General features: G+C 47.0%; 12 protein-coding genes. 7 read left to right on the forward strand and 5 right to left on the reverse strand.

Annotated features, from left to right (window positions below):
* Window positions 1-42: 42 nt before the first annotated feature.
* A complete protein-coding gene (locus QUA78_RS08765; RefSeq protein ID WP_333300411.1) occupies window positions 43-1,239 on the forward strand; it encodes a 5-methylcytosine restriction system specificity protein McrC in 1,197 nt (398 codons plus the stop codon).
* Between the two features lie 81 nt (window positions 1,240-1,320).
* Here the strand turns inward: QUA78_RS08765 and QUA78_RS08770 are convergent, their stop codons facing one another.
* Window positions 1,321-2,325 carry a phosphoribulokinase gene (locus QUA78_RS08770; protein WP_333300412.1) on the reverse strand — a complete coding sequence of 335 codons (1,005 nt, stop codon included), beginning with the start codon at window positions 2,323-2,325 and terminating at the stop codon, window positions 1,321-1,323.
* A 678-nt stretch (window positions 2,326-3,003) separates the two neighbouring features.
* On the opposite strand from QUA78_RS08770, the gene petH reads away from it, so the two are divergent.
* The 4 genes from petH (at window position 3,004) to QUA78_RS08790 (ending at window position 7,675) form a co-directional block, all read left to right on the forward strand.
* On the forward strand, window positions 3,004-4,212 hold the full coding sequence (petH, locus tag QUA78_RS08775; RefSeq protein ID WP_333300414.1) for a ferredoxin--NADP reductase: 1,209 nt from the start codon (window positions 3,004-3,006) through the stop codon (window positions 4,210-4,212).
* 146 nt (window positions 4,213-4,358) lie between these two features.
* Window positions 4,359-5,114, forward strand: coding sequence for a Uma2 family endonuclease (locus QUA78_RS08780; protein ID WP_333300415.1), 756 nt, complete (start codon window positions 4,359-4,361; stop codon window positions 5,112-5,114).
* Between the two features lie 132 nt (window positions 5,115-5,246).
* Window positions 5,247-6,563 carry a homoserine dehydrogenase gene (locus QUA78_RS08785; RefSeq protein ID WP_333300417.1) on the forward strand — a complete coding sequence of 439 codons (1,317 nt, stop codon included), beginning with the start codon at window positions 5,247-5,249 and terminating at the stop codon, window positions 6,561-6,563.
* 167 nt (window positions 6,564-6,730) lie between these two features.
* Window positions 6,731-7,675: a hypothetical protein gene (locus QUA78_RS08790; protein ID WP_333300419.1), complete on the forward strand. Its 945-nt coding sequence runs from the start codon at window positions 6,731-6,733 to the stop codon at window positions 7,673-7,675.
* Window positions 7,676-7,867: 192 nt separating this feature from the next.
* Here QUA78_RS08790 and QUA78_RS08795 read toward each other — a convergent pair whose 3' ends face one another.
* From QUA78_RS08795 to QUA78_RS08810, 4 genes are all read right to left on the reverse strand, one after another.
* Window positions 7,868-8,752, reverse strand: coding sequence for a PhzF family phenazine biosynthesis protein (locus tag QUA78_RS08795; protein ID WP_333300421.1), 885 nt, complete (start codon window positions 8,750-8,752; stop codon window positions 7,868-7,870).
* Window positions 8,753-8,949: 197 nt separating this feature from the next.
* The gene (gene trpE / locus QUA78_RS08800; protein WP_333300422.1) at window positions 8,950-10,497 is read right to left on the reverse strand and encodes an anthranilate synthase component I; all 1,548 of its coding nucleotides are present in this window, start codon (window positions 10,495-10,497) and stop codon (window positions 8,950-8,952) included.
* A 20-nt stretch (window positions 10,498-10,517) separates the two neighbouring features.
* Window positions 10,518-11,378 carry a GNAT family N-acetyltransferase gene (locus QUA78_RS08805; protein WP_333300424.1) on the reverse strand — a complete coding sequence of 287 codons (861 nt, stop codon included), beginning with the start codon at window positions 11,376-11,378 and terminating at the stop codon, window positions 10,518-10,520.
* Window positions 11,379-11,551: 173 nt separating this feature from the next.
* Window positions 11,552-11,977: a photosystem I reaction center subunit II PsaD gene (locus QUA78_RS08810; RefSeq protein ID WP_333300472.1), complete on the reverse strand. Its 426-nt coding sequence runs from the start codon at window positions 11,975-11,977 to the stop codon at window positions 11,552-11,554.
* Between the two features lie 576 nt (window positions 11,978-12,553).
* On the opposite strand from QUA78_RS08810, the gene QUA78_RS08815 reads away from it, so the two are divergent.
* On the forward strand, window positions 12,554-13,414 hold the full coding sequence (locus QUA78_RS08815) for a sulfotransferase (RefSeq protein WP_333300425.1): 861 nt from the start codon (window positions 12,554-12,556) through the stop codon (window positions 13,412-13,414).
* 61 nt (window positions 13,415-13,475) lie between these two features.
* The gene (locus QUA78_RS08820; protein WP_333300427.1) at window positions 13,476-15,395 is read left to right on the forward strand and encodes an Ig-like domain-containing protein; all 1,920 of its coding nucleotides are present in this window, start codon (window positions 13,476-13,478) and stop codon (window positions 15,393-15,395) included.
* Window positions 15,396-15,444 lie beyond the last annotated feature (49 nt).

Below are 15,444 nucleotides of genomic sequence, written 5' to 3' on the forward strand. Positions count from 1 at the left end.
CATTAACGCCCATACCGTGGCGTTACTGCATCCACCACAATTATGAAACCAGAATCCAGCCGACTTATCGAACTTACAGAATATCAATTAGCAACTTTTGAACAAGATTTTATCCCCGAATCAGTAGGAGATAAAATATATATGAATTATGCCAAGGAAATAGAGATAGAATTTCCCAACCCTAAAACAAAATATCAATGGCACTTAAAATCTAAAGGCAGAGTGGGCAACATTCCAATCACTCCTGAATTTCACATCGCCATCCGCCCAAAGGTTCCCATAAACAACCTCTTCGGAATGATTGACTATGCCTACAACCTTAAGATAAAATTTCCCCAAGGATCGATTCAGTGCCAATCTTTACAAGAAAGTTACGAGAAATTAGCTAACATTCTTGCCCACAAAATTCTAGAACGCTGTCGCAAAGGATTATATCGCGATTACTTATCCAAAACCGAAAGACTCGCCTACATTCGCGGTCGCGTCGATTTGCGGTCAGCCCTGCAAAAACCTTGGGATGTTAAACTAAAATGCCACTATAACGAACAAACAGGCGATATTGAAGATAATCAAATTCTGGCTTGGACACTTTTCATCATTGGTCGCAGCGGTTTGTGCGGTGAATCTGTTTCATCCACTGTGCGAAAAGCCTTTCACGCACTCCAAGGATTTGTTACATTAAAACATTTTAAATCAGAAGCTTGTATTGATAGAAATTATCACCGTTTGAATCAAGATTATCAACTTTTACACGCCTTATGTCGCTTCTTTTTAGATAACACAGGGCCCAGTCACGAAAGTGGCGATCGCGAAATGCTCCCTTTTCTCATAGACATGGCTAATTTATATGAACAATTTGTCGCTGAATGGCTCAAAGCAAATACACCAAAAGGCTTTTTTGTCAAACAACAACACCGAGTCACCCACGACCAAAACTATTTCGATCGGATTGACTTACTGCTGTGCGATATTGCAACAAGTAAAGTCCAATACGTCCTCGATACAAAATACAAAGCTCCCGATAAAGTAGGCAGTAATGACCGTCATCAAATAGTGGCTTACGCAAATGCCTTAAATTGCCAAAATGCAATTCTCGTCTACCCGCAAAACCTCCAACAGCCACTAGATATAAAAAATGACGATATTCGAGTTCGCAGTCTAACTTTTTCCCTAGATAGCGACCTCCATGAAGCCGGAAAAACCTTCTTAACCTCTCTACTTCCAAACACCCTCCCCTAACTCTACTCTGCGCCCTCTGCGGTTCATTTCTCCAAAAAAAAGAGGCGCAATTGCGCCTCCCAAATCTTTCATGTCAGGGTTCTAAACACTAACAGCCACTTTCGCTTCCTTCGCAGTCAACTTCTCGTAAGTCGCCCGCATCTTCAATCCGACTAACACTTGGAACAAACCAGTTCCATTGTTGGAACCGGGATATTCGCGGTGCTGAAGCAACAGGTGAGTTAACTCGCCTTCATACTTCGCAGAAATCTTGCTCAAATGGCTTTCGATGTAAATCACTTCTTCGAGATTTTCAAACTGACCGTCTACTTCCAAAATGGAGACTTCGTGTCCGTAGAAAGCATCGGGCCCGTAGTACATCTTAATTCCGGGATAAGAACAAGTCAGCTTGCGGCCGCAAGGAACCCAGTTAATTGTTGAACCTTCGTCAAACAAATACGCAGGCTCAAAATTGGCGACGCCTTCGCGCTGGATCATCTGCACCCGCAGAACTTTCCGCTCTTTGTCATCTTTGATCAAGTTGGTCGGCAACACTTGAATTACCACATCAGCATATTGCTTTTGCGGGTCGATGTAGGCCGTAAAATCCGGTTTGCGAGCATTGATCGCAAACAGCACGTCTTCGTAACGGTGGCCCCGTTCCGCCATGTCGCGCTGGATTTTCCAAGCAATTTTTACCTCGTCGCTGATGTCGAGGTAGACGCTGAAGTCGAGGAGCGATCGAACTCGCTCGTCGTAAAGGGGATGCAGCCCTTCAATCACAATCACGTGATTCGGCTCTACCCGCTCAGGAGGATCGAGCAGACCGGTTTCGTGGTTGTAAATCGGCTTGTCGATCGCGTGACCTTCTTTGAGCGCCTTCATTTGCTCGGCCATCAGGTCAAAATTGTTCGCTCTCGGGTCAAGGGCTGTAATCCCTGTTTCCTTGCGCTGCTTGCGATCGAGACAATGATAGTCGTCAAGGCAGATTACAGTAACGAAATCTTCCCCGAACAAATCTGTCAATCGGCGCAAAAAAGTAGATTTTCCGCATCCGGAGTCTCCGGCAACGCCAATTAAAACCACGCGATCCGGCTTACTGGTCATAGTTTCCCTCTAACAAAATCACTGTTTACTAACTAACTCAAGTCTAGATTCCACAAAATTTCAGTCCCCAGATAGCGACAAGCAGGCTTTGTGCGGCTTTGCTACCCCGAGACGATGGAGTTCTCACCAGCATACAGCAGTCAGTTGACTGCCTGCCCGGGAAGACCCAAACAATCTTCAACGCAAGTAATTAATACTAACTTTAGTGGTTAATCTTACCAGAATGCATCGGCCCCCTACAAGCTCAACCTCATTAACTGGTGAAATCCTCCTTTAGGCTGTGCTGCATTTAAATTGTATATTTCAATCCCCTATTCCCCCTAGAGTCAAATCCTCGAACCCTCTCCGTTCTACCCCTCCCCCTCGAATCCTGTCCCCGAATCCCCAAATCAGAAGGACTTATCGGGGCAGATCCCCCTATCGGGTAAAATATTGGCAGTACGCAGACAACAATAGCTATAGGTCAACAGCCGAACGCAAGAGGGCTCGGTGAGCGCGGCGTTCGGCTAGTAGGGATTGGATACGCGAGCGATCGCAACTTCAACACTCCCGCCGGCGTGGCGAGGCCCAAAAATTGGCGCGGCCAATTAGTCCCGATGGCCTTAAGAAAAAAGTAAATTGAGTCTAACGTCACATTCTCTTTCTTTATAACTCTGTATCGTGAAGGAAAATCAACAAATGTACAGCCCAAGCATATCTGGTGTTGCGGCAAACTCAGAATCAGGCAGCCGCATCTTTGTCTACGAAGTGGAGGGTATGCGTCAGAGCGAAGCAACTGACCAAACAAGTAACCCGATTCGCCGTAGCGGCAGCGTATTTATCTCCGTGCCCTACGAGCGCATGAATCAGGAAATGCGCAGAATTGCTCGCATGGGTGGCAAAATTGTCAGCATCCGCCCCTCAAACAGCGCTCCCGAAACTAATAATGGCAAAGTCGCACCAGAAGCAGGGCTAAAGAGTCAGAAATCTGGAGAAAAAACTAAGCCCATGACTCAAGCCAAGGAAAAAGTTCAGGTTCCTGTTAACCTCTACAAGCCGGCCAATCCCTATATTGGTAAGTGCATTTCTACAGAAGAATTAGTCAGAGAAGGCGGCGAGGGTACAGTCCGTCACGTCAAATTTGACATTTCTGGAGGCAAGTTACACTATCTCGAAGGTCAAAGTATCGGGATTATTCCTGATGGGACGGATAAAAACGGCAAACCTCACAAAATTCGGCTTTATTCGATCGCCTCCACCCGTCACGGAGACGATGTAGACGACAAAACAGTCTCTCTGTGCGTCCGCCGCCTAGAGTACAAAAGCCCGGAAACCGGTGAAAAAGTCTTTGGTGTTTGTTCGACTTTTCTCACCGCTTTGCAACCTGGAGATGATGTCAAAATCACCGGCCCGGTAGGCAAGGAAATGCTGTTGCCAGACGACGAAGAATCCACTGTGATTATGATGGCTACCGGTACGGGTATTGCTCCTTTCCGGGCTTATTTGTGGCGGATGTTTAAAGAAAACAATCCCGATTACAAGTTCAAAGGTTTAGCTTGGCTGTTCTTTGGAGTTGCTTACACTCCCAACATTCTGTATAAGGAAGAGTTGGAGCAATTGCAACAAGAATTCCCCGATAATTTCCGCTTGACTTATGCCATCAGCCGCGAGCAAAAGAATGCTGACGGCGGCAAGATGTACATTCAAAACCGGATTCAAGAGAACGCAGACCAATTGTGGGAATTGGTTCAAAAGCCGAATACTCACACTTATATCTGCGGTTTGAAGGGTATGGAAGGCGGAATTGATGAGGGAATGTCGGCTGCGTCTAGCAAGTACGGCGTTGACTGGGCTGGCTATCAGAAACAGTTGAAGAAAGAGCACCGTTGGCACGTTGAAACTTATTAATGTGTTACCTGATTTAATCTGATTTGTAGGGTGGGCTTGGCTCGCCCTACAATTGTTTTAAACAGTTTTTAGTTTGGAGAAGCTTGAACGGCCCACAAAAAGTGTACAATATACACTAAGCTCACCGAAAAAGGGAGATAACTGACATGATCCTAATTCCTACCCAACAACTGACCTTTAAAGAGTATCTGGAATACCAGGGAGAATCAGGTGTTTGTTATGAATTATATCGGGGACATATCATTGAAATGCCAACACCGACAGCTATACATATCAAAATATGTGAATTTTTGGTTTACCAGTTCCGGCGCTTCTTTGCAGCACACAACCTACCGCTAGTTGCAGTTGTCACTACCGCAGTCCGAACCGAGGAAAACTCTGCGCGCGTTCCTGATGTTGTGATTTGCACTCAGAGTCTGTGGGAACAAGTCTGCGCGCAACCTGGTTCCGCAGTCTTGGACTTTGAAGAAAAACCGCTGTTAGTTATAGAAGTTACCAGTCAAAATTGGCGGGACGACTACATCCGTAAACGGGCAGAATATGACTTAATTGATATCCCTGAATATTGGATTGTAGACGCTAATCAACCGAAAATACGAGTGTGTAGCCGTCCAGAAAATGAAGGCAGTTACTCTCACCAGGAATTTTTGCCGGGACAGCAAGTTCAATCTGTACAGTTCGCTGAATTTATTTTATCGGTGAATCAAGTGCTATCTCCGCCGCTAGTAGAAGATTTAATTCGAGAAGAAGAAGCACAGCGACAGCAGCTAGAACAGCAAAATCAGGAACTAGAACAGCAAAATCAGCAGCTAGAACACCAAGTTAATGCAGAACGCCAGCGGGCGGAAAGATTTGCCCAGCGACTCCGAGAAATGGGGGTAGACATGGATTCAGAACTGTGAATTGTCATCTCAAATTAGATCCCCGACTTCTTAAAGAAGTCGGGGATCTGGATATTGAGCTTACTTAAATGACAAATTGCTTGATTAGCATACAATGGTTATGGCTTAATTGAGTTTCTACGGGTCAAAGTCGTGGCTTTCAAAATTGGTTTGTTAGGTTTGGGTACAGTTGGCGCGGGTACAGCAGAGATTTTGCTCTCCCCAGATCGCCGCCATCCGCTGTTGCAGGAATTGGAAATTTATCGGGTGGGAGTGCGCGATATTTCTCGAACTCGGTCTTTACAATTGCCAGAAAATGTGCTGACAACTGACCTAGAAGCGATCGCAACTGACCCGGAAATAGATATTGTAGTAGAATTGATTGGCGGATTGGAACCGGCGCGATCGCTCATTCTGCAAGCTATTGCCAGCGGCAAGCACGTAGTCACTGCCAACAAAGCAGTTATCGCCCGCTACGGTAATGAAATCTTCGAGGCCGCCAACAAAAAAGGCGTTTACGTAATGCTAGAAGCTGCTGTCGGCGGCGGCATTCCAGTCATTCAAAGCCTCAAACAATCTTTAGGTGCAAACCGCATTCAAACTGTCACCGGCATCGTCAACGGCACAACTAATTACATCCTGACGCGGATGCAAACAGAAGGTGCAGACTTTGCCGAAGTCCTCGCCGACGCTCAGCAATTAGGTTATGCTGAAGCTGACCCCACAGCAGATGTAGATGGATTAGATGCTGCCGATAAAATTGCTATTTTAGCCTCGCTAGCTTTTGGCGGACGCATCAAATTAGCAGATGTTCACTGCGAAGGTATCAGAAAAGTTAGTGCGGCTGATATTGACTACGCGGACAAGCTGGGATTTGTGATTAAATTGTTGGCGATTGCTCAAGAAACCTCCCACTACAATCGGAAGCAAGCGGAGGGAGAAAGCGAACTGCTGTCAATTCGAGTGCATCCGAGTTTTGTTCCGAAAACTCATCCGCTGGCGAGTGTTAACGGGGTTTACAATGCAATTTTAGTCGAAGGAGAGCCGATCGGGCAATTGATGCTGTACGGGCGCGGCGCGGGTGCGGGGCCCACAGCGAGTGCGGTGGTATCCGACATCATGAATGTGGCGGCCATCCTGAAAACCGAAACTGTTCCGATTCCCCATCCTTTGCTTAGTTGCAGTCACCAACACTACTGCAAAATAGCTCCGATGCAGGAACTTGTTACTCGCTTTTACGCCCGTTTTCTGACGCGCGATACTCCGGGGGTAATTGGCAAACTCGGCACTTGTTTCGGCAATCACAAAGTTAGTTTGGAATCAATTGTGCAGACGGGGATTCACGACGATTTAGCAGAAATTGTCGTCGTGACTCACGATGTTAGAGAAGGTAATTTTCAACAAGCACTCGATGAAATTCGCGCGATGGAAGCAGTCCATAGTATTGCTAGCACGTTGCGAGTTTTGTAAAAGTGATTTGCTAGGGGCGGGTTTCATATCCAATCTGTTAGCATCGGATTATTCCTATCTCTCTTCTCGACCTCTGCGTGAATCAGCGTCCATCCGTTGTCATCTGCGGTTAATACATTCTCTTTTTTTAACCGCAGATACAGGCAGATTAACACAGATTAACGCAGATGAAATTGAGATTATTCGTTGTGCGGTGGCGGGTTTATGTAGATTTTTTGTACTTATTAAATATTGTTGGTAAAACCGGCGCCTACCAGATAATGAAAGGAACTGAATTGGATTTTGTCGATCGCCAAACGGGAAGGCACTTGCTAGATTCCCTGTATGAAAAGTTTGCAAAACCCCAACTGCACGATACTTTTAAACCCAATAACCCTTCAATTTACATTCGGCACGAGTCAGGGCAAGTTATTGATGGAAATTATATCATACAAAAAGTGTTTGAAGACTCTCGCACTGGTTTTTATGCTGAAAGTCGCGTTCCCATTTCTGGCAATAATCCGCCTGTTATGGTGATTCGCGGATACGGTTCTTGGTATCCTTTCGATCGCGTTTTGGAAGATACGCCAGATGTATTTATGGCAAAACTAGAACGCCAGTTAAAATCGGCGCAAACTGCGGGTGCTATTGATTGGATAAAGCAGCAATTTCACAGCGGAAATCCGCCCGATGTCATCGGAGAAAGTTTGGGCGGCAAAGTTGCTCAGCAAATAGCCGCAAAATACCCGGATTATATTCGATCGACTGTAATTTTTAATTCTTTGGGCGTTTCGGAAAAGTTAGCTCAAACTTCCACCGCTAACAATGTTTTTCACTACTTTACTTTAGGCGAAAGGTATGCTTTCTGGGCAAATGAAGGGGATTACATACCGGGAAGGATTTTTGTGATTTCCAAGAAAGGCAACAACTGTTGTTATAAAATCGAAGAGGCGATCGTCCGGATGGCGCGTTTTGAAGGCAAGTTTCTCAAAAGACGCGCGATTGTGGCAATATTGGCTCAGTTGCTGTTGGTAAACAGACACAATGCGATCGTCCTCAACAAGCGACGGCCAGTAGTCGTTCAGATCGATCGCACTCAATTGCAAATTTTCCGAAAAAACCGCTTTGTGTAAACTCAGACAGAATTGCTTCAGGCCGCAGATGGCTGATTTTCCGGCGCTGCGACGGCCAGAAGCAGACAAAGTGCTGCGATCGCTATTAGCAAAATTGTAACATCTCGATCGCCAAAGAAGCATCTAAATCTAGCTGTACATATCTGCGTAGATCTGCGTGCATCTGCGGTTAATAATTCTCTGTTAAATATTCTACACAAATTCTCCCTTAGCAACCATCACCACCTTACCACCAACCAAAACTGCTATTTTCCCTTCATTTTGGGCTGCTTGTAACAACAGCAAAGAAGGTCGATCGATTTCATAACCCTGCTCCACTCTGACATCAATCTTTGCTGCCCCATAATAAGCATATTCTACCAAATATCCAGCCAAACAGCCGTTAGCACTGCCAGTCGCCGGATCTTCGGGAATTCCTAATGAATGGGCAAAAACTCGCACGCTTAAATCATTAAGGTCGCTGTAAGTTTCTGGGCAAAATATCAAAATTTCTTTCGCTTCCATTGTATCAACTAGCTCAAAATATTTATCTAAGTTGACTTGAGCTTTTTTGAGCGAGGCGAGAGTTTTTAACGGTACAATTATAAACGGCACTCCGGTCGAAACTTCTTGAATTGGGAATCTCGAATCAATTTCATCGGGTGCTAAATTCAGGACATTTGCCAAACTTTCGGCTGATAAAACTTGACCAAAACTAGGCGGGTTTTGTCGCATCCACAAAATATCTGCCGATTCATTGTGATAATTAAAAGTGACGGGGATTTGACCGACGGCTAGATTGAGAATTACTCGATCGACCTTTTCGCGAATAATCTCTTGCTGCAACACAAACGCAGTCCCCAAAGTCGGATGACCCGCAAAGGGCAATTCCTTTTTGGGCGTGAATATCCGCACGTCATAGCCGCCATCTCGCGGATCGGGCGATCGAATAAACGTAGTTTCTGAATAATTGATTTCCCTCGCTATCAGCAGCATTTGGGCTTCAGATAGTTCGGCAACTCCCGCACCGCAAAATACAGCTAGTTGATTGCCAGCATATTTTGACTCCGCAAACACGTCAACTATGTAATAATTCATAATTATGCCTCTGGTAAAATGGTCAGCAAAGTCGGACACGGCAATGCCGTTTCCCTACTCCCAAATAATCTTGTAGGGACACGGCACTGCCGTCTCCTGATTTGTCGTTTTCTCGTTACCAGGCTCTGCCTAGTAACGCAGATCCAGAGGCTCCGCCTTGCCAATGCCCAATGCCCAATGCCCAATGCCCGAATTCCCTACTTCAAACAGCGAATTGCTTCTAACATTCCCCTAGCTTTATTGAGAGTTTCTTCGTACTCCATATCGGGGTTAGAATCAGCCACCAAACCAGCACCGGCTTGCACGGAAACCGAATGTTTATCGCCTCCTTGAGAGCGAACAACCATAGTCCGAATTGCGATCGCACTATTCAACTGTCCCTCAAAATCATAATACCCGTAAACCCCAGAATACGGCCCCCGGCGACAACCTTCCAACTCGTGTACAATCTCCATCGCCCGAATTTTCGGAGCACCGCTAACCGTACCCGCAGGAAAACCCGCTTTCAACAAATCCCAAGCAGTCTTATCCTCAGCCAATTCTCCCACCACATTGCTCACAATGTGCATGACGTGAGAATAACGCTCAATTTCCATTAATTCGTCAACTTTTACAGTACCGTTTCGACACACTCTTCCTAAATCGTTCCTGCCCAAATCAACTAACATGACGTGTTCCGCAATTTCCTTCGGATCTTGCAGCAATTCAGCCGCCAAAGCATCATCTTCTTGAGGAGTTTTACCCCGGCGGCGAGTGCCGGCAATCGGCCGCAAAGTTGCAATCTTTTTGCCATCAGCAGTGTTTTCCGCCTTCACCATAATCTCGGGACTCGAACCGATAATCTGCCAATCTCTGAAATTAAAATAAGCCATGTACGGAGAAGGATTAATCAGACGCAAAGAGCGGTAAAGTGCAAAAGCATCGCCACTGTATTCAGCCTCTAGTCGCTGCGAAATAACTACTTGAAAAATATCTCCCGCTTTGATATAATCCTTAGCCTTTAAAACATTGGCACAATACTTTTCACGGGTAATATTACTCGTGTAAGCCAATTCTGTATTTCCGGTTGTGGAACGGGCATCTTGCCCGTTATTGGGAGGTGTCCATTCTATGAGAGTAGATTGCTGGGAAAGCGGCGATTGCAGCTTCTGAACTAACTTACCAACCCGATCGCACGCTTGCTGATAAGCCTGGGCCAAATCAACGCCAACCTCGCGCAAATCCGCATAGGCGACAGCCCAAATTTTCCGCTTCACCTGGTCGAAAATCAGCAAATTATCCACCTGCATCCACAACCCATCCGGCAAATCATTCTCGCTGGCTGGATGCACCGGAACTCGCGGTTCTATCCACTTAATTAACTCGTAACCCCAAAAACCGAACAGCCCGCCAATTCCCGGCGGTAACTGCGGCAATTTGACGGGTTTGTAAGACTGCAAACATTCAGTTAAAGCCGCAAACGGATCGCCCGCAAATACTTTTTGGGAACCGTCGCGGTAAACTTGAGTTGTGCGATCGCCCTTAGCCTCCAAAATCCACAGCGGATCGCACCCTAAGAAACTATAACGCCCGAGTTTTTCCCCACCTTCCACCGACTCCAGCAGAAAACTGTAAGGTTGACCCGCACAAACCCGATACCACGCAGATACGGGCGTATCCAAATCAGCAACCCATTCTTGATACACGGGTACAAAATTGCCTTGTTTCGCCAGTTCCGAAAATTGTGAGAAATCGGGAAATATCATATACTAACTTCGCTATACAATCAATAAACAAAAGACGGAAACCAACATCCCTCCGGCGACCTATACTCGCCAAGTGCCATCACCGCCATCGGCTTGAGGGCGCGCAGCCCCTCTTGCAAGCACCAGCGAAACAAACTTGCGTACCTCAGCGGCAAGTGAAAAGCCAGCAATTGATCGGAACTGTACGCAGCAGCCCCCAAGAGCAAAGCCTGCATATCCGCTTCAGTTTCCGCGACGCTGTGGCTCAAAGCAGACACCGCACAAGTATAAGCCACAATCTGACCTTGCCGGCAGGCAACGAAGGGAGAAAAGTCATTCAGGGCGTATTCAATCTCCGAAGTTCGATCGCACCCGCACAGTTTTTCGCACAAAGCCGCACATTCAGCAACATCCTCACTTGTCATCTGCCGCACCTCAAACCCATACTGCGGCTGGCTGCGAAACTTCCCCTCCATTAACACGAAAGGTTCTTTCACCTCAAAACCCAAAGAAGCGTACAGCGACAGCGACGCCATATTAAAAGATTCTTGAACCAAACGGATGCCCACAGCGTCCTGTCCGCGTTCCAGCAAAGCTTTCATGATTTCCCGTCCCGTGCCGCGGCCTTGAAAAGTTCGATCGACACTGACGGGCCCGATACCGCGAATCGGGTTGCGTTCGTCCATAAATCCGCAGCCGACAACGGCACCGGAACTCTCGGCTACTACCTCAAAAAACAACGGACTTTCGATCAGAAGGTCTATAATTTCAGTTGAAAACTCCAACGTCGGAAAATCTGTAGGGAATTGGTGGCGATCGGAAATATCTTTAAAAGCTTCATAAGTAATGGCAGCGCAAACATCTATATCCTGATGAGTTGCTCGCCTGATTACCAGATTCATGGTTAATTTAATTATTAATTTTTATTAATTTTTAATCGCATTTAAAGTTTGCAGTAGCGCTTGGGCTCTGTAGGTTTACCCTCCTGCGCCCAAGCGCTACTACAAACCAGAAAATGCAAGCTGAGCTTTTCAGGAAATACTACCCGATAATAGCTCAGCAATTCGCTAAAAACCTAAACTTCGTAGGTCTTTTTACCCGTGAACTTCACCTTAATCGGATTGGGATTGCTGCCAATATTGCGGTCAATCTTACCGACGAAAGGACGACCTTCGTTCACCTTCTCAGGGAACACGCCATCCTTGGGATGCAGGTACTCATTAGAACCGTCGGGAAACACGCGGTAAATTTTGTAGTTCGTGATTTTGAATTTAGCCCGCAGTTGCTGGCCGCCCAAAGCGATGCACTGCTCCTTCCGGGGCAGATGCAGCAAGTTGTCGCCTTGACGCATAATCGCAGCGCCGCCACTCGGCATTTCAAACACCTGTTCCTTGGGGCTAGTCCAAGTGATCGCGTACTTCTCTTCAACTAGCGCCTTGGTCAGCAAGCCGCCGGTGCTGCCGCCGAAAAGAGGGGGTTGTCCAGTGAGTTCTTCTGCCATAAACATATCCAAAGGATTTTTACGGCATCGTATCATCATGACGCGACACGGCTGTCGAAATTGTAAGGAAAGTTAACAGTTTTTGGGCGATCGACATTTTCTGATAATTGATAATTGATAATTTGGCATTTATTTAAGTCTTAAGTCAAGAACCAACTCGGATTGTAGCCTCGCGGAATTTGACTCAAAGCGGTTCAAGTTTCTTGACCAACTATCCCATCTGCCTTAATCCCAAAATTTTACGTCGTGTCCTCGGAATGCGCGTATCTCGGCTCATTGGTGACAACTTAACGTCAAACGTAGTATCGGTCTGCTGTTTGACGATTAAGACCCGATCCCCCCTAGCCCCCCTTAATAAAGGGGGGACTGGAAACGTCTTCAAGTCCCCCTTCTTAAGGGGGATTTAGGGGGATCTAGACTCAAGTAAATTTGCGTTTTTTTTATTAAGTTTTGCGTTTTTTTTATTAAGTTTTGCGTTTTTTTTATTAAAAAGTTTTAACTCTAGTATACTTTATTTTAAAAATTACGTAATCAAGGATATTAATCTATCATATCACCTCTTTGTGACTCAAAACTGTGCCTAAAGTAATAAAATCTCCAAAAATCCACTTTATCTCCGGGCTGCCTCGTTCGGGTTCTACCTTACTCGGAGCTTTACTGCGACAAAACCCCCGGTTTCACGCCAGTATGTCTAGCCCTGTCGGGAGTCTGGTGAGCCGAATGCTGGAAGCGATGAGCGAAGACAATGAGTTTTCCGTTTTTATCACCCCTGAGCAAAAACGGGCATTGACCTTAGCGATATTTTCAACGTTCTACGAGTCGCAAGCAGATAAAGAAGTCATCTTTGATACGAATCGGTTGTGGTGTAGCAAGTTGTCTTTAATTCAAGAGCTATTTCCCACCTCAAAGGTGATTTGCTGCGTGCGGAATGTGGCTTGGATTATGGACAGCATCGAACGGTTAGTCAGAAAAAATTCCTTTGATGTTTCCCGCTTATTTAATAACCCCACCGAACGCGCCACTGTTTACACCCGGACTGAAACCTTAAGTCAGGGGAGTAGGTTAGTAGGGTTTGCTTACAACGCCCTCAAGGAGGCTTTTTATAGCGAATACAGTTCGCGGTTATTGCTAGTCGATTACGACTTGCTCGCACAAAAACCGGATAAGGTTTTGCATTTAATTTATCAATTTCTGGAGGAGGAACCGTTCAACCATGATTTTGAAAATGTCCAATATGATGCACCAGAATTTGACAACCGACTCAACCTGAAAGGGCTGCACACAGTCCGTTCCAAAGTCGAGTTGCGATCGCGCCAAACGATTTTACCGCCAGATTTATTTACCCAGTTTAACCAGTTGTCTTTTTGGACAAATACTAGCAATAGTTTGGCGAATTTGATTGTTCCCCAGCCCATAGAAGCAACGGTTCAATCCTAGTCCCCCTTTTTAAGGGACGAAAGTTTCACTCACTCAAACAACACAACAGGAAAAAAATCAAATGACCAACTTCACCGTTAACCAAACTACTGATGACGGCACTGGCTTAACCTCAGGGACTCTCAGTTATGCAATTCTGCAAGCCAACCAACTAGCAGGAAATGACACCATTACCATCAATAACGATGTGCGTGTCACTGGGGTAATGAAAACCTTGGTGGACAGCAACATCACTATTGTGGGCAACAACCACAGCATCAGCGGCGATGCCAATAATAACGGCATCAACGACAACGGCGACGTGCGCCCCTTGTTCATCCTGTCGGGAACAGTTGGCATTTCTGACCTGACCATCACCAAGGGACGGGCTAAAGGCGGAGATAGTGGAAAAGGCGGCGGTGGTGCTGGACTGGGCGGCGGCTTATTCATCTATGATGGCAATGTATCTCTAACTGATGTCGCCTTCAGTAATAACGCAGCACAAGGCGGTAGTAGCGGTGTCAGTGGACTGAGTCGCGGCGGCGGCGGACTATTTGGCAATGCTGGCGGCGGCGGCGGCGGCGGACTGTTTGCCGGTAGCACTGACAACAATGGCGGCTATGGAGGCAATGGCAACTACGGTGGCAGCAGCAACGGCGGCTTCGGCGGTGGCGGACAGTATCAAAGCTCTAGTAGCGGCCCTGGTGGCTTCGGTGGAGGAGGAGGTGGTGGTCCCTATGCCAACGGTTTTAGTGGCGGCTTCGGCGGTGGCGGCGGCTACGGCTTCTATGGTGGAGGGCAGGGGGGTTATGGCGGCGGCGGCAGCTTCGCACAGGGCGGCTTCGGTGGTGGCGGAGGCGGCTACAACGGCGGTGGCGGTGGTGCTGGACTGGGAGGTGGTATCTTCGCCCGCAGTGGTTCTTTAACTCTAAACGATACCAGCTTTACGAACAATACGGCTACAGGTGGGACGGGAGATAGCCCAGGTCAAGGCTTGGGTGGTGCAATTTTCATCATGCAGTCCACCACCAACACCAACGGCAATAACCAAGGAATGCCTACCGTCATAGCCACTGTTACTGCTGTAAATAATCCGACCTTCAGTGGCAACAGTGCGGCAGATGATGCGGGGGCACCCACCAACAACGATAATAACTACGGCATCAGTTTCAACAGTGCCCCTGTTGCTGTTGATGACAGTGCTTCCACATTCTTTGGGACTCCCGTCAACATCCCAGTTAGTACCCTACTGGCAAATGATACCGATGTCGATGGCGACCCCCTCAGCATCACTGCTGTTAGCGGTGCTACCAACGGTTCCGCCGTCCTGAACAATAACGGCACACCCAGCAATACCGCAGATGATTTCGTTTCCTTTACCCCAAATCTTCTGTTCTTTGGCAATGCCAGCTTTAACTACACCCTCAGCGATGGTAGCCTCACTGATACTGCGACAGTGACTGTGGGTGTCGGTCTGAACATTTTTGGCACTAATTTTGCGGATAACCTGATTGGCACCATCGCTAACGACATCATCGACGGCGGTAATGGCAACGATACCATCTACGGCGGCGCAGGTAACGATAGCCTCTACGGCAACAATGGCAACGACATCTTGTATGGCGATGGACTGATGGATGGCGGCGCGGGTAACGATACCCTGACGGGTGGTAATGGCGACGATACTCTCAAAGGCGGTGGCGGTACTGATTACCTCTCTGGTGGTAATGGCAAAGACCTGCTTTATGGTGGTCTTGGCAGTGATTTCCTCACAGGTGGCAACGGTAACGATATATTTGCCTTTGCTGCTGGGGAAGGGACTGATACCATTACTGATTTCTCAGACGGTAATGATTTGATTGGTCTGTCCGGCGGTTTAACCTTTGGTCAACTGTCCTTCTCTGGCAGCAACATCATTATTACCAGCACCAATGAAATCCTGGCAACGCTGACGGGTATTAATACCACTACCCTCACGGCTGCTGATTTCATGGCGATTTAGGATTACAGCCCTTTTGGGTGATTGGTGATGCGATCGCGTTTGAGAACAA

Origin of the sequence: Microcoleus sp. K4-B3, from assembly GCF_036704615.1 — a bacterium.
Lineage (GTDB): Bacteria > Cyanobacteriota > Cyanobacteriia > Cyanobacteriales > Microcoleaceae > Microcoleus.

Coding starts and splice junctions, on each gene's coding strand:
- QUA78_RS08780 (WP_333300415.1), top strand. CDS start 4,359: ATGATCCTAATTCCTACCCAACAACTGACCTTTAAAGAGTATCTGGAA.
- QUA78_RS08765 (WP_333300411.1), top strand. CDS start 43: ATGAAACCAGAATCCAGCCGACTTATCGAACTTACAGAATATCAATTA.
- QUA78_RS08790 (WP_333300419.1), top strand. CDS start 6,731: ATGAAATTGAGATTATTCGTTGTGCGGTGGCGGGTTTATGTAGATTTT.
- trpE (WP_333300422.1), bottom strand. CDS start 10,497: ATGATATTTCCCGATTTCTCACAATTTTCGGAACTGGCGAAACAAGGC.
- QUA78_RS08770 (WP_333300412.1), bottom strand. CDS start 2,325: ATGACCAGTAAGCCGGATCGCGTGGTTTTAATTGGCGTTGCCGGAGAC.
- QUA78_RS08810 (WP_333300472.1), bottom strand. CDS start 11,977: ATGGCAGAAGAACTCACTGGACAACCCCCTCTTTTCGGCGGCAGCACC.
- petH (WP_333300414.1), top strand. CDS start 3,004: ATGTACAGCCCAAGCATATCTGGTGTTGCGGCAAACTCAGAATCAGGC.
- QUA78_RS08795 (WP_333300421.1), bottom strand. CDS start 8,752: ATGAATTATTACATAGTTGACGTGTTTGCGGAGTCAAAATATGCTGGC.
- QUA78_RS08820 (WP_333300427.1), top strand. CDS start 13,476: ATGACCAACTTCACCGTTAACCAAACTACTGATGACGGCACTGGCTTA.
- QUA78_RS08805 (WP_333300424.1), bottom strand. CDS start 11,378: ATGAATCTGGTAATCAGGCGAGCAACTCATCAGGATATAGATGTTTGC.